The 18,538-nt window shown below is 37.4% G+C and carries 16 protein-coding genes; 6 read left to right on the top strand and 10 right to left on the bottom strand.

Annotated elements, in window-relative coordinates:
• Window positions 1–81 precede the first annotated feature (81 nt).
• Window positions 82–408 (bottom strand): hypothetical protein, encoded by a 327-nt coding sequence (locus ACLJX0_RS09115; RefSeq protein ID WP_410879902.1) that lies wholly within the window; start codon window positions 406–408, stop codon window positions 82–84.
• 107 nt (window positions 409–515) lie between these two features.
• Between ACLJX0_RS09115 and ACLJX0_RS09120 the strand changes: the two genes are divergently transcribed.
• The 3 genes from ACLJX0_RS09120 (at window position 516) to ACLJX0_RS09130 (ending at window position 3,249) form a co-directional block, all read left to right on the top strand.
• Complete coding sequence (locus ACLJX0_RS09120; protein WP_410879903.1) at window positions 516–1,160, top strand: hypothetical protein; 645 nt, start codon at window positions 516–518, stop codon at window positions 1,158–1,160.
• Window positions 1,161–1,166: 6 nt separating this feature from the next.
• Window positions 1,167–1,775 (top strand): outer membrane beta-barrel protein, encoded by a 609-nt coding sequence (locus ACLJX0_RS09125; RefSeq protein WP_410879905.1) that lies wholly within the window; start codon window positions 1,167–1,169, stop codon window positions 1,773–1,775.
• A gap of 136 nt (window positions 1,776–1,911) precedes the next feature.
• On the top strand, window positions 1,912–3,249 hold the full coding sequence (locus ACLJX0_RS09130) for a serine hydrolase domain-containing protein (protein ID WP_410879906.1): 1,338 nt from the start codon (window positions 1,912–1,914) through the stop codon (window positions 3,247–3,249).
• Between the two features lie 16 nt (window positions 3,250–3,265).
• Here the strand turns inward: ACLJX0_RS09130 and ACLJX0_RS09135 are convergent, their stop codons facing one another.
• Window positions 3,266–5,185: an OmpA family protein gene (locus tag ACLJX0_RS09135; protein WP_410879907.1), complete on the bottom strand. Its 1,920-nt coding sequence runs from the start codon at window positions 5,183–5,185 to the stop codon at window positions 3,266–3,268.
• Between the two features lie 312 nt (window positions 5,186–5,497).
• Here ACLJX0_RS09135 and ACLJX0_RS09140 point away from each other — a divergent pair, with 312 nt between their 5' ends.
• The 3 genes from ACLJX0_RS09140 to ACLJX0_RS09150 all read left to right on the top strand — a co-directional run bounded on the left by ACLJX0_RS09140 (window position 5,498) and on the right by ACLJX0_RS09150 (window position 8,204).
• Window positions 5,498–6,088 (top strand): glutathione peroxidase, encoded by a 591-nt coding sequence (locus tag ACLJX0_RS09140; protein WP_410879909.1) that lies wholly within the window; start codon window positions 5,498–5,500, stop codon window positions 6,086–6,088.
• Window positions 6,089–6,145: 57 nt separating this feature from the next.
• On the top strand, window positions 6,146–7,798 hold the full coding sequence (gene menD / locus ACLJX0_RS09145) for a 2-succinyl-5-enolpyruvyl-6-hydroxy-3-cyclohexene-1-carboxylic-acid synthase (protein ID WP_410879911.1): 1,653 nt from the start codon (window positions 6,146–6,148) through the stop codon (window positions 7,796–7,798).
• A 61-nt stretch (window positions 7,799–7,859) separates the two neighbouring features.
• Complete coding sequence (locus ACLJX0_RS09150; RefSeq protein WP_410879913.1) at window positions 7,860–8,204, top strand: DUF2853 family protein; 345 nt, start codon at window positions 7,860–7,862, stop codon at window positions 8,202–8,204.
• 93 nt (window positions 8,205–8,297) lie between these two features.
• Here the strand turns inward: ACLJX0_RS09150 and ACLJX0_RS09155 are convergent, their stop codons facing one another.
• The 8 genes from ACLJX0_RS09155 to ACLJX0_RS09190 all read right to left on the bottom strand — a co-directional run bounded on the left by ACLJX0_RS09155 (window position 8,298) and on the right by ACLJX0_RS09190 (window position 18,532).
• Window positions 8,298–9,632: an amidohydrolase gene (locus ACLJX0_RS09155; RefSeq protein WP_410879914.1), complete on the bottom strand. Its 1,335-nt coding sequence runs from the start codon at window positions 9,630–9,632 to the stop codon at window positions 8,298–8,300.
• Window positions 9,633–9,639: 7 nt separating this feature from the next.
• Entirely contained in the window at window positions 9,640–10,359 is a 720-nt protein-coding gene (locus ACLJX0_RS09160) for an ankyrin repeat domain-containing protein (RefSeq protein ID WP_410879916.1), read from the bottom strand.
• Between the two features lie 66 nt (window positions 10,360–10,425).
• A complete protein-coding gene (locus tag ACLJX0_RS09165; RefSeq protein ID WP_410879918.1) occupies window positions 10,426–11,298 on the bottom strand; it encodes a helix-turn-helix domain-containing protein in 873 nt (290 codons plus the stop codon).
• Between the two features lie 93 nt (window positions 11,299–11,391).
• Window positions 11,392–12,528, bottom strand: coding sequence for an N-acetyl-alpha-D-glucosaminyl L-malate synthase BshA (gene bshA, locus ACLJX0_RS09170; protein WP_410879920.1), 1,137 nt, complete (start codon window positions 12,526–12,528; stop codon window positions 11,392–11,394).
• Between the two features lie 108 nt (window positions 12,529–12,636).
• Window positions 12,637–15,531 (bottom strand): glycoside hydrolase family 3 N-terminal domain-containing protein, encoded by a 2,895-nt coding sequence (locus ACLJX0_RS09175; protein ID WP_410879922.1) that lies wholly within the window; start codon window positions 15,529–15,531, stop codon window positions 12,637–12,639.
• Window positions 15,532–15,869: 338 nt separating this feature from the next.
• Entirely contained in the window at window positions 15,870–16,355 is a 486-nt protein-coding gene (locus ACLJX0_RS09180) for an ABC transporter ATPase (protein WP_410879924.1), read from the bottom strand.
• A 2-nt stretch (window positions 16,356–16,357) separates the two neighbouring features.
• Window positions 16,358–17,149 (bottom strand): (Fe-S)-binding protein, encoded by a 792-nt coding sequence (locus ACLJX0_RS09185; RefSeq protein WP_410879925.1) that lies wholly within the window; start codon window positions 17,147–17,149, stop codon window positions 16,358–16,360.
• A gap of 57 nt (window positions 17,150–17,206) precedes the next feature.
• Window positions 17,207–18,532: a 4Fe-4S dicluster domain-containing protein gene (locus ACLJX0_RS09190; RefSeq protein ID WP_410879926.1), complete on the bottom strand. Its 1,326-nt coding sequence runs from the start codon at window positions 18,530–18,532 to the stop codon at window positions 17,207–17,209.
• Window positions 18,533–18,538 lie beyond the last annotated feature (6 nt).

The following is an 18,538-nucleotide window of genomic DNA, read 5'->3' on the forward strand; positions in this document are numbered from 1 at the left end:
AGAAGAGCTAAAAGAGTAAAAAACACAATCAACTTTTAACAAATTGATTGTGGTTTTATTTGTATTGATTCTCGTATCAATTTATATTTCAATCAAATAAACTTCTATCCCATCTTCATCACTGCTAATTCCCGTATGATAGTTTTTACTATTATAGCTAAAATTACTGCTACTGGTATAAATACTATTTTCCGTATTGGGGATACAAATTTCATTGGTAATCGTATTATATACCATCATTTCATTGAAAAAACTATCTGCATATAAGGTACGCCAATCACCAGTATTACTGTAAATAGAACTACTTGATACCAGGGGAAGGTCCGCTTTAGCATAAGTATCATGAATAATTGAACCATAATCAGCAATTTGAAATAGATAAATCCCAACATAAAGGCTAAAAATCAACTATACCAGCAATTATATCTACTTTACTCTTTTTTTTTACTTTTTTTAATCAAAATAAACAGCAATTATTGTTAATAAAATGTTTATGTTTGCTAAAAATTTTAACAATGAAAACAACCTTACTCACGCTGTTCTTCCTTCTTCCTTTGCTGATTTTTGCTAAATCCTATAAAGGAACTATCTATTACAAAGGAGATAATAGAGCTGTTAATCTTGAAATACAAATGCCTATTAAGGTAAATGCCAAGAAGCTTAAAGTTAAAATAAACGGCCAAAAACAAAGCATTGATGCCAGTACCCTATCCTACATGGATATTTACATCAACAATGGCACTAAAAAAGTCACCTTTAAACGCGGAAAAATATCGCATTTCAAAAAATCAGGAGAAATCCGCAAAAGACAAAATGTAGATGTTTGGTCCATGGTTAGTGACGTGCGCGAGCGCATTATTATTTCTGCTGCAGGATTAATGTATGACGTCAAAAAGAAGAAAGACGAAGAATATATCCTCATTATTTTTGATCCTATTACCCAAGGGCTTTACTTGAGTAAACCTGATTCGGATATTCTTGTTGCAACAGATCCTTACTTTGATGAATCTTTTGAATCTAAAGTAGGTGGAGCGAAGGAGCTACTATTTCCAGAGTGTGAGGACATTATGGATCGCTATGCCGAAGCACAAAAATCAGAGAAAAAAATCAATCGCGTCTATGTTCTTGTAGATGCGTATGAAGCTTGCTTAAATCAATAAATTCAAATGAACCTAAAACTACACCTTACCTTTCTTTTACTTTTTCTTTCTTTTTACACCTCTTATGCGCAATACTATGGCGGTAATGGTTTTTTCTGCTATGACTGTACCTTTACTGTTGAAGTAGGTGGAACACTCGCCAATATCAACGGAATAGAGGCAAGCGAAAAAGCAGGGCTTTACGTCGGGATTTTCAATTCCTATGAATTTAACGATACCTGGGCCATTCGGTATGGAATGGGGTATGCAAATCTTGGAGCGAAGATAAAAGAATACAATACCAATATTGTTTTACATACCGTACTTATTGAACCTGCTAGCGTTCACTATACAATCAAAGATCGTTTTAAAACCTTTTTAGGTGGTAACATTGGTATCTCAATGGCAGGAAAGAACCCCTATAGTGAAGAAGAGTCAGGAATGATGCTGATGCCCGATGGAATAAAATTCTTTGACCTTAGTATTTTTGCTGGAGGTGGTTATAAATTAACTGATGAAATTGATCTTAACCTCAAATATAACCTTGGTTTGACCAATATTAACAACATGGAAGATTCAACTGCAAAATGGAAAAAAAATTGGTTGACTCTCAGCGTTGCATACACGTTTAGATAATTATTCTTCACCTAAATTAATACGCCTGGGCAGTTCTCAATTAGGGGGGACTGCCTTTTTATTTTTCCTTTCTCTTTCAAGTGGCTGTGTACGATTAAATCAATATATTTGAATTCATTCGAAAATATCCCATCCTATGTATACCAAGTGGTCTATTTTTTTGATTCTACTGTTTCTCCCTCTTATAATAGAGGCTCAGTCCTTCAATACCGCCAAAGCAGATGATTATATTCAACGCCTTACAGCGCATCAACGAGGTATTGGCTCGGTGGCTATCTACAAAAATAACAAGGTAATTTACGCCCGTAATTTTGGACACGAACTGGTAGGTGAAGTAGACCAAAATCCTCATTTGTATCGCATCGGATCGATTACTAAACTATATACGGCAGTATTAATCTACCAATTAGTAGAGGAAGGCAAACTCAAGCTTGATGATCGTATTGCTTCCTTTTTTCCTGAACTGTCTATTCCTAATTTATTTACGCTAAAAGTCAGTGATTTACTCAGTCATACCAGTGGATTAGACGATTATACGTGTAAAGAGGATGATTTTTATTGGTTGAGAGAACCTCATACAGAAGAAGAGGTTCTCGATAATATCATTCAACAAGGTACTCCACACTATGCCGTTAAAAAGAAGAATTTTTTCTTTTCTAATACGGGCTATTACTTGCTTGCTCGAATTGTGGAACAAAAACGCAACCTCAGTTATGATGATGCGGTTAAAAAATATATTATCCAAAAAATCCAGTTAAAAAACACCTATACAGCGAGTGATGCATTACCTTATCCAGTACAATCCTATCAATTATTTGACCAGTGGGAAGTCATGGATGAAATACAGTTCGAAAACACCAATGGTGTCAATGATTTAATTGCTTCTATTGATGATTTAGCGCGTTTTAATCAAGCGTTATTTGCACATAAGCTCATCTCTAAAAGTAGTTTAGCTAGTATGAAGCCCATTCCCTACAAAGAAAAATACGGAAGAGGGATGATGTACTACCTCTACAAAAAGAAGAACTTCATTGGACATACAGGAGGCACATTTGGAACTTTTTCTTTGCTTTACTACAATGAAGCAGAAAAATTGACTGTAGTCTATGGCATCAATGGAGCCGCTTTTTCACATTATCAACTTTTTGATGCTTTATTGGCTATTCTCTACAATAAAAAATATAGCCTGCCTGAATTTGAGACAATTCCTGTAACAGATGAACAATTGAAAACCTATATTGGAACCTATCACCAACCCCAATTAGATCTGACAATTGAATTTGTGATCGAAAAAAACAAACTATTTTTAAAGCCCTCCGGGTGTAATCGCTACGCACTACTTGACGCTGTTGGGGAAAACACCTTTCGATCACCAGAGGGAACTGTGACCTACAGTTTCAATCCAACAACCCAACAAGTGATTGTCCAACAGCTGAAGGCAAACTTTGTGTTGAATAAAATACAAACGGAATAGTATCAACTCTTTTATTTTATCGCTCAAGAATAATAAATTCAGAACGTCTATTCTGTTGATTTTCTTCTTCAGTACAATTCGTACAAGCGACCTTAGGTTCGCTACTCCCCACACCTTTAGCTTCTATTCGCTGAGGTTCCATCCCCTGATCGTATAAATATTGGGCTGTTGCTTCTGCTCTAGCTTGTGACAATTTTTTGTTGTATTTCGCTTTTCCAACCTCATCCGTATGCGCTACAATTAAGATACGCATCTCAGGATGTTCTTGCATCAACTGTACCAAACGATCCAATTCGCGTGCCCCTACTGTGGTAATAGTCGCTTGATCAAAAGCAAAGGGAATGTCATTTAATACAATTCGATGGTCTTCAATCTTTGGCTTCTCCTGCTTTTTTACCGATAGAATAAGGGGTTCTCCTTCTTCTTTTGAAACTCTTCCCTCCTCTTCTTTATAGAAATAGCCTTCTTTTTCAATTTTAATCTTATAAGTCTTTTCACAAGGAAGCTCAACCGTAAATTCTCCTTGTGCATTCGTTTGTACTTCAGCCAAAACCTGACGGGATAAATCCTCCCAAACCAGTTGAACATTCCCCAAGACTTCTTGGGTGTCAACATCTAGAACTCGACCCTGAACGACCGTACTACAAATCGGCTTTACCCGATAAATATCCTGTCTCCCAATGCGATTACTCGACAAGAAGCCAAAACCACGTGAACTATTGTACACAAAATTAAAATCATCTTTTGGGGTATTAATTCCCTCTCCTAAATTTTGGGGTTGCCCTTGCGGATCTTTTAAATCGATAGCATAAACATCTAATCCACCATAGCCTCCCCATCGATCCGATGCAAAATATAAAATCTCCTCTTCACTGACATAGGGATAATCTTCATTATAGCCTGTATTGATGCGTTCACCCAGCGATTCTGGTTCGCCAAACGCCTTTCCTTCTTCTAAAATAGGTACTCGCCAAAGATCTAATCCTCCTATACTTCCAGGTTGATTAGAAGCAAAATACAAATAATCCCCTTTCGCGGTAACGAAGGGATTCGTATAGATATATCCTGCTTGTACAAAAGGTAACACTTTTATTTTCTTCCATTTTTTTCCTTTGCGTTCTGCCGAAAACAAACTCATCAGCCCTTGTCGCTTTTTTACTTCCTTATTTTTTCTAAACTTCCGATGACGGTAACTTTCGGAAGTAAAGTAAATCAAGTTATGGGAAGGATGCATAACTGCTTGTCCCTCCATAAAACGACGGTTAATACGCCCGCGAAGTAAACTGTGTTCATATAGTGGTTCTTCTTTTGATTTGATGGTGGTTTGATAAATCCCCGTATTGGGTACATTCGTGCCTTTTTCTTTTACTTCAAACCAACGACGAATCCATTTTTGGTTGTATTTCGTACGATTGGATACGAATAAGAGCGTATCCGTTGCAGACCAAGAAAGACTGTGGTCTGCGTAAAAAGGGTCGTTAATTCCAGATTCTTCCACATAGTATATTGAAGGATTGGCTCCTGCCTTCGGATATTCTTTCTCATGTTGTAAGAAATAGCGCGCTTTAGCATCCTCTGCTGCTCCATGAGCAAACTTTCGCATGGCAGCTTCTGCAGCTTCATATCGACCATTCTGCGTGAGATGATAGGCCAATCGATAGTAAAACGCTACATCTAAACTTGGATCTTGTTCTAATGCCTTAGCATAGTATTGAGCCGCTTGAACCGAAAGTCCTAGATGATCATAGCACAAGGCCAATTGCTGATAGATATACGTAGCGGTATGTCTACCTCTCAACAAACGTGTATATTCATCTTTTGCTTTGACATAGGTGGTTTGTGCGAAATATTTATCCGCTTTTTTCAGACTGGGTTTTCGCTTTGCTTGAGCCGTTACAGCTAGTATAAAAAACAAAAACACAATTGCTTTTCTCATCCTGTTATTCTTTCTTGTTAATGCTATACTGCTAACGCAAGAATTTCTAGTAGATTGCTGATTGCTTTGCAGTTTAATAGGGAATTAACACGAAATTTAATTTACATTTAGAATAAAACAACAATTGTACGGGTTTATTAGCATTCCTTTACTTCAGAAGAAAAAAGCAGTTTCTCCTTTGGCTTCTTATGCTCCCCCTCCCTTTCCCCATTTTAAAACGTTAAAACCCTAGTATATACGAAATCTATTTGTAATTTTAATACATCGTAATCCGATTTACCTGGAAGTAAATCACTCAGCAACAATTATAGCATGAAAAAATATGTTTTGGCCTTTGCATTACTTGCAATGAGCCCATCAATGGTAAAAGCTAACGAATACATAAAACAAACATCAACCATGAAAGAAACTGTAAAAAACCAACAAACCATCTACCAATTCAAGGTAAAAGATTTGTATGGAAATGATTTTGACTTTGCCACTTTAAAGGGAAAAAAAGTAATGATTGTCAATACCGCCTCTGAATGTGGGTTAACGCCTCAGTATGAACAATTACAAAGTCTATATGAAGAATTTGGTGGAGATAATTTTGTTATTATTGGATTTCCTGCCAATAACTTTGGCAATCAAGAACCAGGAAGCAATGCAGAAATCGCTAGTTTTTGTCAAGCCAATTTTGGAGTAACCTTTCCGATGATGGAGAAGATATCCGTAAAGGGGGAAGATATGGCACCTATCTATCACTTCTTAACCGAAAAGAGAAAGAACGGATTTGCTGATAGTACCGTAGAGTGGAACTTCCAAAAATACTTAGTGGATGAAAAAGGCCATGTTGTACAAGTAATTAACCCGAGAATCTTACCCAACGACCCTGAAATCAAGGAATGGATTAAAAAGAAATAAGCTAGAATAAGGAAGCCATAGTAATTTTATTCGTAATTTTATCTTTTTGAAATTACTATGGTTTATCCTACTATACCGCTTGCACAAAGCATTATTGAACTTTGTAAAGCAAAAAATCTAACAAACGTTGTTATTTCTCCTGGTTCGCGTAATGCCCCGTTGACTATCGGCTTTGCGAATGATCCTTTTTTTACCTGTTATAGTATTGCAGATGAACGTTGTGCTGCCTTTTTTGGAATGGGACTTGCCCAACAAATGCAAATTCCCACAATCCTCGTATGTACTTCTGGTTCTGCCTTATTAAACTATTATCCAGCTGTAGCAGAAGCCTTTTACAGTCAAATTCCCTTGGTTGTACTATCTGCCGATCGACCTTTACACAAAATTGACATTGGAGATGGACAAACGATACGTCAACAAAACGTGTATCAAAACCATATTTTATACAGTGCCAATTTAACGGAGGAAGCAAATGCATTAAATGACCAAGAAGTAAATGCAGCTATTAACGCGGCCATCACGCAACTCGGCCCCGTACACATCAATGCGCCTTTTGAAGAGCCTTTATACCAAACAACGGAACGTTTAAGTGTCAATCCTCTTGTAGATCAGGCTGTTTTACCAGCCTTACCTCTACTAGATTACCCCCATTATATCCAAGAATGGAACAAAGCTTCTAAAAAACTTATTTTAGTCGGTAGCCTTCCTCCTCATAGCCTAACAACAAGTGTTATAAAAGCCTTAACTAGCGATGATTCGGTTGTATTTTTAGCCGAAACAATCAGCAATATTCAGGCTCCTGGAGTTATTAACGCTCTTGATCGCTTGGTTATTCCGATGGATGAGGAAGGCTTACGCCACTTCCAGCCAGATATTTTATTGACTTTTGGGGGAATGGTGGTCAGCAAAAAAATCAAGCAAATTTTACGTCAATATGCTCCTAAACAGCATTGGCACGTAGATAAAATTCGTCATTACAATACTTATGATTGCTTGACAGATTCTATTCACACTGATCCGCAATCGTTTTTAGCGCAACTAACCCAAAACGCAATACCTCAATCTTCAGCGTACCAAACATGGGTTAATGATCTAATGATTAAGCGGGAGACCAAGCATCGTCAATATCTAAACGACGCTATTTTCTCTGATTTTACCGCTATTGATTACATTGTACGTCAATTACCTACAAACAGTCAGCTACAAGTGAGCAATAGTGCTGTTATTCGCTATGTGCAATTGCTAGCGATAGATCCGAGTATAACGATATTTTGCAACCGAGGAACGAGTGGAATTGACGGCTGTACATCAACCGCTATTGGGGCGGCTCTAGGATCAGGTAAATCTACACTACTCATCACTGGGGATATTAGCTTCTTTTACGACAGCAATGCGTTGTGGAATGCGTATGTACCACAAGACTTTAAAATCGTTATCATCAACAACGGCGGTGGAGGCATTTTTAGAACCCTACCAGGACATCAAGAGAATGATGTTTTCAATACGTATTTTGAAACTACCCATGACCATACAGCACAACATTTAGCCGCTATGTACCGTTGGACCTATTTTCAAGCCGATACAACAGAAAGCCTTGCTAAACAAGCAAAAGCCTTTTTTAGCCACTCTCATGGCCCAGCTATTCTAGAGGTAAAAACACCTACCTTCTTGAATGATGAAGTATTTAAAAAATATTATCGCAATTTGTAATTTTTTTCACGCTATCTCTTTTATTTTTAGTAACTTGTAGGGAACAAAAAAAAATAAAATTATGAGTAAAAGAGCTGAATTAATTGAGAAGTACGCTGCTGATTTGAAAGACAAATGCGGTGTAAAACCCAACATGGAGTTATTAGAAAAAGTAACGATTGGTTGTGGACCTTCGATTTACAATCAAGATTCCTCCACGGTTTCTAGTTCATCTGAATCTGAAATGGCAACTGTACGCACGAATTTCTTGATTAAAAAATTGGGATTAAAAGACGATGCAAAGCTAGAGGAGGGATTAAAGAAAGTCATTGAGCAATATGGAGTGTCAAACAAGCATAAATATAGAGCTGTAGTTTATTATTTACTAACCGTTCACTTTAAAAAAGAATCCGTATACTTAAAATAATACATACAATATATAATCAAAGAGCGAGGAATATCCATCGCTCTTTTTTTGTTCTTGTTGTTTGTTGTTCCTATTACTACTAAAACAGCTGTCTTAGATTTGATAGACTAATTTTCCGCTGTTAAAAACAGCGCTTCTTTGTGGAGTACGTGCAACAGCCTCTGCGGAACAAGAAGCTTCAACTAAAACAAAGCTCGCTTCATCTCCAACTAAAGGCCAAGTTTGCTTCCCTTCTTCATTTAAGGGAAGAATCTGATCCTTTGTTGCAATACGTAGTGCCCTAGAAAGGGTAAACTCATCCCGCCAACCGTATAACTCTGCCGTTAGCTTTGCTTTTTCTAACATATCACAAGAGCCAAAGGGAGACCAATGATCAATAATACTATCCGTTCCTGTCATCAAAGCCACTTGGTGCTTATACAACGAAGGAATTGGCATATTCAATTTGCCTATGGGAACTGTTGAAATGACGCCAATGCCTACCTCTGCTAGCTGTCTGCATATGGCTTCCGTTTCTTTTGCATCTAACTGTGCCAAAGCAAATCCATGGCTAATAAAAGTTTTTCCGCTTAACACGGGATTTTCTCTTACTTTAGCAATCATATATTCAATAGCGGGTAATCCTGTTGCGCGACCTTCGTGCAAATGGATATCTACACCTTTATCGTAATCCAAGGCAATTTGAAACATCACGTCTAAGGATTTCTCCATCTCTCCATCCACTGTCGTTGGATCCAATCCACCAATATAATCAACCCCCATTTGAGCGGCTTCACGAAGTAAACCTGCGGCGTCAGAATACAGGATTCCATGCTGTGGAAAAGCAACAATCTCCGTTTGAATAGTATCTTTCTTTTGGGTTAACGCCTGTTGTAGTTTTTCTAAGCTTTTCAACCCACTTGTTGGTTCTATATTCGTCTGACAGCGAGCAAAATAAGTACCTTTACTATTCATCAAATCAATAGCTTTTTCTGCTTTCTCCGTTGCATTCACTAATAATTCAGGTAAAATACGACGCTCTAAATCAATCATATCTTTGACTGTTTTACCTCGCAGGGGTTCTGCCTGCCAAGGTTCGCCATAAAACGTTTTATCAATGTGAATATGCATGTCGCGCAATCCAGGAAGTAACAGTTTCCCTCCAGCATCAAAAACAGGAATAGCATACATCTCCTTTTGAGCAGGCGTAATTTTAGCAATCTTACCTGATTGAATATGAAGATCGTATAATCCAGTTTTCGTTGCTTTTACCTGTCCTACATCATTATATACAAAACCCTCCTCTAAACGAGCATTAATCAACACAAAAGTCAATGTATCTGTCAACACCGTTTGGTTTTCCTTTTTCTCTTCTGCCCAAGCATTTCCAGCCAGGAAAAGTCCACCCGCTCCTGCTGTTGTCAATTGAAGAAATTCTTTTCTATTCATCGTATACTTATTCTTTTGCACCGGCTGCTTCTAATAAGCGAACAATAGCGGTAAATTTTCTTGATTTTGCATGATACAACGGTGTTTTACCCTCGTGATCAGGAATGTTTACGTCCACGCCTCCCTCGATTAATGCCTTTACAATCGCAACGTGCACCGTTCCTCCATCACTCAAAACAATGGCTTCCATTAATGCTGTCCATCCTAAGCGATTCACGTGATCAATAGGAAAATTAGGAGTTGCCACTAAAAGTTGAACCACTTCCAAATGTCCTTTCTCCGCAGCTGGAATTAAAGCTGTACCGTTATATCGATTGAATACCGTAAAATCAGCTCCATGTGCTAAAGATTTTCGAACGATTGTTATATTTCCTTCCGCCCCCGCATATAAGAATGGACTATTCAAACGATCATCTTGGGCATTGACGTTAGCTCCTTGATCAATCAAATATAGTGCTAAGGCATTGTATTTTTTATAAGTGGCCATCATCAAAGGTGTTTCTCCTTTGCTGTTTTTCACTTCCAGATTCACTGTATGATTAGCTAAAATTTCTTTTACTGTTGCAATATCATTAGCAGCAATGGCTTGAAACAATTCTTTTTCTGTGAAGTTTTTCATTGTACTTTCTATCTCTTTGGTTTGATTATCTGAACAGCTCGCTAGTAGATTTGTTGATAACCCCATCACACAAATCAACAACAACGAACGTCTTATATATCTAGTCATAAGCGTTATGGATTAAATGATTCAAATACAAAGATAAAAAGAGTCTAGTACATAGCTGTTGTGTTTTTACGCTCCATTATTGAGAATATTATAACTTTTCCGAAATTGACCTGGTGTTTTATTGCTCCATTTCTTAAAGTAGTGATTAAAGTAACCCGTATCGTGAAACCCTAAGGTATAGGCAATTTCTTTAATCGACAGATCCGTAGTGGTTAACAAACGCTCTGCTTCTAAAATGACGCGTTGTTGAATGCAATGACTGGCAGACATTCCCAATACTTTCTTGACGCGTATATTGAGATAATTGGGTGTTATATGCAATTTTTCTGCGTAAAAAGCGACTTGATTCTGCGTCTTAAAATGGGTTTCTAACAACATTTTAAACGCTTGAACTTTGTTGTCCTTTACTTGCGCTTCTATCCCTGGATTTAGTTGGAAATAATAGCGTTGAATCGTTTTCAATACCAAAAAAAGTTGTAAGACACTTATTTCTTTTCCTAAGGTATCTTCTACTGCCAATAGGCGCTGTAGTTTTTTCAATTCCTGTTGTATGTTTTCATAATCCACTTGATTTAAAGACAATACAGGAGGAACATCCAGTTGAAAAAAAGGCAATGCACTTAAACGATCCATGAGATGGACGGTATTCGCGGAAAACATCAGTTGATACCCTCTGGTATCTGGTGCTAATTTCCAATAATGCACTTGTTGTGGACGAAGAAAGTGAATTTGAAAGGCGTGTACATCCAAGGGTATAAAATCAATTTCGTGAATTCCCGTCCCCTGCTCTACAAAAAAAAGAAAATAAAAATCGTGTTTATGGGGGCGAACAAGATCATTTTTCCCTTTTTCGGCATGCTCAAATAAGGTAATATCCCAAGTCTCTGCTCCGATTATCTTGGCTTGACTCCAAGTTTCGATTTCCTTTGTTTTTTCCATTGGAACATGCGTTTTTGTTTCCTTTACTTGATTACAAGATAAGCAAAAAAAACTCGCTTCCTTGGGGAAGCGAGCACAATATAACTCCTTGTATTAATTTTTTTCTTTTAAGGCAACTGCTTTTTCATATAGTTCTTCATACTTGGGAAGAATTTCACTAATCTGAAAGCGTTTGGCCGTTTGACGGGCTCCTTCTTTAAAACGGCATAAAGTATCTTCATCTTTCAAGATAGCCAGCGCATTTTTAACCATATCGGCTATATCCTTTACGTCACTTAAATAACCCGAAACACCGTGTTCATTTACTTCAGGTAATCCTCCTGTATTACTGGAGATTACAGGCACTCCAACAGCCATTGCTTCTAGAGCTGCCAGACCAAAACTCTCCGTTTCTGAAGGCAGTAGAAATAAATCTGAATAGCCCAAAATTTGATTGACTTCGTTACTATTTCCAAAGAAGATGATCTTATCATAGATACCTAACTCCATCGCTAGACGCTCTGCTTTTTCCTTTTCTGGTCCATCTCCTACTAACATTAGTTTGGCGGGTACAGCCTGCTGAATACCGTAGAAGATTTTCACAACATCTCCAATGCGCTTTACTTTTCTAAAATTGCTGATATGCGTAATAATAAATTCTCCCTTTTCTGCCATAGCACTACGTTTACACGGAGTTTCTGAACAATCAACTTCTTTTACTTCGATAAAGTTGGGGATAACGCAGATTTCTTTTTTACTTTGAAACAGCTCATAGGTTGATTGTTTCAACGACTCGGATACAGACGTAACAAAGTCAGATTTATTAATACTAAAGGTCACCGCGCTTTTGTAATTAGGGTGATTCCCGACTAGGGTAATATCCGTCCCATGTAGGGTGGTAATCATCGGTAAATCAATCCCTTCTTCTTTGAGCATTTGCTTAGCCATATACCCTGCATAAGCATGAGGAATGGCATAATGTACGTGTAAGACATCAATATTGAATAGCTTAACAATATCTACTAATTTACTAGACAACGCCAATTCATAGGGTTGATAGTGAAATAACGGATATTCAGGCACATTTACCTCATGGTAGTAAATCTTAGGATTTAACAAGGCTAAACGAACGGGTTGACTATAGGTAATAAAATGTACTTCGTGATCTCTTTTTGCTAGTTCCAAACCTAGCTCTGTAGCTACAACTCCACTTCCACCGAAAGTTGGGTAGCATACGATTGCGATTTTCATAGTTGAATAATTTGGTGCTTAAAGATACTTCGAATTATTTATACTCAATATAAACTTTACCCTCAGATTTCAACTACTGTTCGAATTTAACACAAACTAGAGCGACAATTAAGGGATAATTGATTCGTAGATAACCTGTTGAATATTCTCACGCACATTCTCTTTGGACAAGCGATTGACATTCGAATCGGGATAGGTACGGTTGGAAAGAAACACATAAATCAGGTCCTGTTCTGGATCGGCCCAAGTCATGGTTCCAGTAAACCCGGTATGTCCAAAACTTGTCATTGAAGCGCATCCACAGGTCGGACCAGGTTTTCCTTGTTGTTGGGGTTTATCAAATCCAATGCCTCTGCGGTTTCCTTTAGCACAATACACACAGGCATTAAAGGTTTCAAAAGTAGCTTTTGAAAAAAAGTGCTCGTCTCCATATTCTCCTTCATTCAAGTACAGCTGCATCATTTTTGCCACATCTAAGGCCGTACCAAAAAGTCCTGCATGTCCTGCTACTCCACCTTGCATAGCGGCTCCCATATCGTGTACATACCCTTGGACCGTTGTATAACGAAAATAGGTATCTTCTTCTGTAGGTGGAATGTCGTTGATATCAAATTTTTGCAAAGGCAAATACGTCAAACGAGTGGCTCCTATTTTCGCATAAAATTTATCGTGAACCAATTGATTCAAAGGTTGGTGATAGCTCGATTCAATATATTCTTTTAGTGAAATAAAACCTAAATCACTGTATTTATACTCAATTTTATTTGCTAATTTACTTTGGGCTATTTCTTCTAACATCACTTGGGTATAGCCTTTCTTCAAGAATAGATTTTCACTAACTTGGGTAGGAAATTCGGGCGAATATTGCAAGCGATATAAGGTTTGATCAGGATGTCTGGTACTATCTAGGGTACTTTTATAAAAAGGCAACCAAGCAGGCAACCCCGACTGATGAGTCAACACATCTTTTAACGTAATATCTTTTTTATCCGTTTTTTTAAATACAGGCATTAAATCCCCTAACTTTGATTGCATGGTAATCTTTTGATCATTATACAACTTAACTACCATCGGTAAAGTAGCTAAGATTTTAGTCAACGAAGCTAAATCATATAAATCCGTATTTTTAACAGCAAAATCCGTTTTATAGGTATGGTAGCCAAACGATTTATTGTAAACCACTTTGCCGTGACGTGCGACTAAGATTTGCGCCCCAGGCATCCATTGGTTGACAATTGCATGATTGGCAATACTATCTATTTTTGCCAATACTTTGGGATCCAGTCCTTCATTATATGGGGTGGAAAACCCAAGGCGATGAATGGGTTTTGTTTTAATTCCCGTTCCTACATCGTATTTATGGGTAATTGTTACGGGTAATTCTCCTTTTGCTCCTAAAGCACCAAAAATGACTTGGGCTGCGGCCTCTTCTGCGAACGAATTATTCTGATAACCGACTACTAATGCCTCTAACTCTTTTATTTCTGTCTCAAGTCCAGAAAGGGCATAGGGTTTAGCGAAAGAAACTAGAATTGTACGATTATTTTTTGCGATTGTATGGATGATGGTCTTTTCTTCAGCTGAAAAATTGTGATTTCTCCAAGGGTTATCTATCTTATGATAGCCAACTATCACAAGGGAATACGCTTTCAAACGCATTAAATCTGCGCTATCAACTACATCAACGTCCGTAAAATTGCGCATCATGTCTAAAAAAGGGGTACTATCATCATCACCCAATCGAACATAGGCTATCTTCTCTTGATCCAATTTTCGAATCGGAAGCACCTTATTACTATTTTTAACCACCGTAATAGCTTCCTGGTACAACTTAGTATTCAAATCATCATATTTCGGAGCATTTAAATCCTCAACGAGGTTCTTCGTATTGATTTGCAATGGCTTGTTCAATCCTACACGGTACTTATACTCCAATATTTTTTTTACTGAATATGCTAAGCGTGGTTCAGTAATAGTTCCTAGCATATAGGCTTCCTTTATTTTTAAAGCGGCTTTAGCTACATCCTCTGAAAATAGCAAAAGATCATTTCCAGCCATAAAGGCAGCAAAATCTACTTCACCTGGAGACAAATAAGAAGAAACGCCTTTCATATTCAGCGCATCTGTAAAAATCAAGCCTTCAAATCCCATTTCCTCACGCAATAGTCTGGTTACCACATTGTAAGACAATGAACTCGGAATTGCATTGTCTGGTTCATAGGCTGGCAAATTCAAATGAGCTACCATAACACTCGATAACCCTTCTTTAATCAACTTTTTGTAGGGATATAACTCTACACGTTGTAAACGATCCTTATCTAGGTCAATAAGAGGTAATTTATAATGAGAGTCACTAGACGTATCTCCATGTCCAGGAAAATGTTTAGCTGTAGCAAACAATCCTTCCTTTTGATACCCATGCATAAAAGCCAAAGCACGATCTGTTACAATTTCTCTAGTTTCTCCATAGGCACGCACTCCAATAATAGGATTAAGCGGATTGATATTCACATCGACTACGGGGCCAAAATTAAAGTGAATCCCCAAGCGTTTGGATTGCTGAGCCATTGCCTTCCCCACTTCCTCGATCAAATCGAGGTTTTGAATGGCTCCCAAGGTCATATTATACGGGAATCGATAGGTAGAATCCAAACGCATACGCAATCCCCATTCCCCATCAATTCCCACTAACATCGGCAATTTACTTTGTTTTTGTAAACGATTGGCAATATCCGCTTGTCTTTGAGGTCCACCTTGAAAGAAAATTAAACCACCAACATAATTAGTATTTACTAGACTCTCTAATTCCTGTATGTGTTTTTCATTTTTATTCGAATAGGCCGCAACCATAAATAATTGACCTATGCGTTGTTCCAAGGACATAGAATTGTAAACACTATCTACCCATTGGCGTTTTTGAAGTTCAATCGTATTCGAATTAGTTTTATATTGTCCATAGGACAACAAGGGCAGTACCAACAGTGTTAACAATACTTTTTTCATATATTTTTTTTAGCTTTTTAAAAATTAGAAAATCATCACCCTTCGGCTTGAATTCCTATACGTGCAAACTTAGCAAATCTCCTTTATTTAAAAAAGAATATATCCTAAGTTTATTTTACGATAACCTTACAATTTTATCAATTTTATAAAAAAAACATCAATCTTATATACTAAAAAATTAAAATCACTACTAATTATCAATTGGTTCCCGATTATTTTAAAAAACACCCCTAATTTATTTTTACTTTACTTTTTTACCCTTTCGGAGAGGAAAAAAGAGTCAAAAAAAAATCGTCAAGTATTGACGATTTTTTTATGCTATATAAGCTTGATTACTTCTATCTAAAAAAGCGACTATGCCAACTTTCTTCTGCGGGCACTTCCCAAAACTCACGGTATTCACCTAAATCATTCACCAGGTTGTTGAATACGATTGTATTAGCAGATACTGCTTTGGTTTTCACCATCTGTTTAAATTCCATCACGGTTTTAAACGCTATAAATTCACCTGTTTTATACGTTACATTCATTTTATCCAACAAATCTACGTTGTATTTCTGTTCGATATCTTGAATGACACGTACAGAGGCATCAATAGAACATCCTGAAGCAGGGTGAATATCTTGGTCTACCGCTAAAATAATAAAGCGATTGTATTTAATTTCATAGGAAGCTGTTAATGGCGTAGCATGAGCCACCCATTCTTCCGTGAATTGGCTTAATACCTGATCGATATCTTGCACTTCTTCATCGGTAAACTTCCTATTTGACTGATAAATCCAAACTCTGGAATGATCAGGCATTTCTTCAAATGGCTTAAACATAATTATAAATCTTCTGCATTTGCGATTAATTCGGCCACGTCAAGTACTTTAACTTCGCCTTCTTTTTCTTTAAACTTCACACCATCGGTCAACATCGTATTACAGAATGGACATCCTGCAGCAATAATTTCTGCATTCGTACCCAGTGCTTCTTCTGTGCGTTCTACGTGTACTTCTTTTGTTCCGTTTTCAGGTTCTTTAAACAGCTGGGCTCCTCCTGCTCCACAGCAGAACCCATTCAATCTTGAACGTTTCATTTCCACCAATTCTGCATCTAATTTTTCAATTAACTGGCGAGGTGCTTCAAACACACTATTGGCACGTCCTAAATAACAAGGATCGTGAAAAGTAATGCGTTTTCCTTTGAAGCTTCCACCTTCAATGGTTAATTTTCCTTCATCTAACAGAGATTTTAAGAATTGGGTATGGTGAACCACTTCGTATTTTCCTCCCAAATCAGGATATTCATTTTTCAAAGTATTAAAACAATGTGGACAAGCTGTTACAATCTTCTTTATCTCATACCCGTCTAATACTTGAATATTCATCATGGCTTGCATTTGAAAAGCGAACTCATTTCCTGCGCGTTTTGCAGGATCACCAGTACATCCTTCTTCTGTACCTAATACAGCGAAAGAAACCTTAGCTTTATTCAACAGTTTTACAAATGCTTTTGTTATTTTTTTTGCTCTATCGTCAAAACTACCTGAACAACCCACCCAAAATAAAACATCCGGTTGTTCTCCTTTTGCCATCATTTCGGCCATTGTAGGCACTACTAAATTTTCTGACATAATTTATTGGTGTCTATTTAAAATCAACAGCTGTTGTCAATTTATTTTGTTAGTTACTTAGTTTTCGTCCTTCCAGTTTAAGCGATCCATTTGGTTATACTGCCATGGCGCTCCGTTGTTTTCAATATTCTGCATCATATTGTTTAACTCAATTGGTGCTGCACTTTGTTCCATTACTAAGAATCTTCTCATATCCATGATGATGGACAAAGGGCTAATATCGATTGGACACTCTTCCACACAAGCGTTACACGTATTACATGCCCAAAGTTCTTCTGGGGTGATATAATCGTTTAACAGTGTTTTTCCGTCATCTACAAATTTGCCGTTATTTGCATCTAATATCTTACTTACATCCTCTAAACGGTCACGAGTTGACATCATGATTTTACGAGGCGATAATTTTTTCCCTGTTATATTTTGTGGACACGAAGAAGTACAACGACCACATTCTGTACACGAGTATGCATTTAGCAATTGAACCCAGCTTAAATCCATAACGTCTTGTGCACCAAATTTCTCTGGTTCACCTACAGGCTCAGCAGGAGCTGCAAATGGATCTGCATTGGGATCCATCATCAAAGCCACCTCATTTTTTACTGATTCTAAGTTATCGAATTCGCCTTGTGGCTCTAAATTAGCGTAATATGTATTCGGGAAAGCCAAGAATATGTGCAAGTGTTTGGAATAATATAAGTAGTTCATAAAGAACATTACTCCTACAATATGAGCCCACCAACAAAAACGCTCAATAAAAGCAACAGTAGCAAAATCCATTCCGTTAAATACAGGCGTAATAAAGCCTGAAATCGGAAAAGATCCTGCGACACTATAGTGTGGATAATTATTTACTTGTAAATAGTGATCGGCTGCATTCATCACCAAGAAGAATACCATCAATATTGTTTCAATGTAAATAATGTTATTGGCATCGCGTTTGGCCCATCCTTCCATTTCAGGTTGGTTGAAACGCTTTAATTTAATGATGTTTCTTCTAATCCAGAAAACAACCACCCCAAAGATGACTAAGAAAGCTAGTACTTCAAAGCTTCCAATTAACACATCATAAGCAGCGCCTAAAAAACTAAAAGCACGGTGGGTGCCAAATAATCCGTCAACGATAATTTCTAACATTTCAATGTTAATAATGACGAATCCTACATACACAAAAATGTGCAAAATAGCAGGTATTGGGCGTTTAACCATTTTCGATTGCCCTAGAGCTACGCGAATCATGTTGCGCCATCTGTCTTTAGGTCTATCGGTGCGGTCAAGTTTTCGACCTAACTTAATGTTGCGAATTAATTTCTTTACATTTCGAATAAAGAAGCCAAATCCAGCGATAAGTAATACTAAAAATAATGCTTGCCCTAAATACTGCATAGTTGT

The sequence above is a fragment of the Myroides sp. DW712 genome, from assembly GCF_046557355.1.
Classification (GTDB): domain Bacteria; phylum Bacteroidota; class Bacteroidia; order Flavobacteriales; family Flavobacteriaceae; genus Flavobacterium.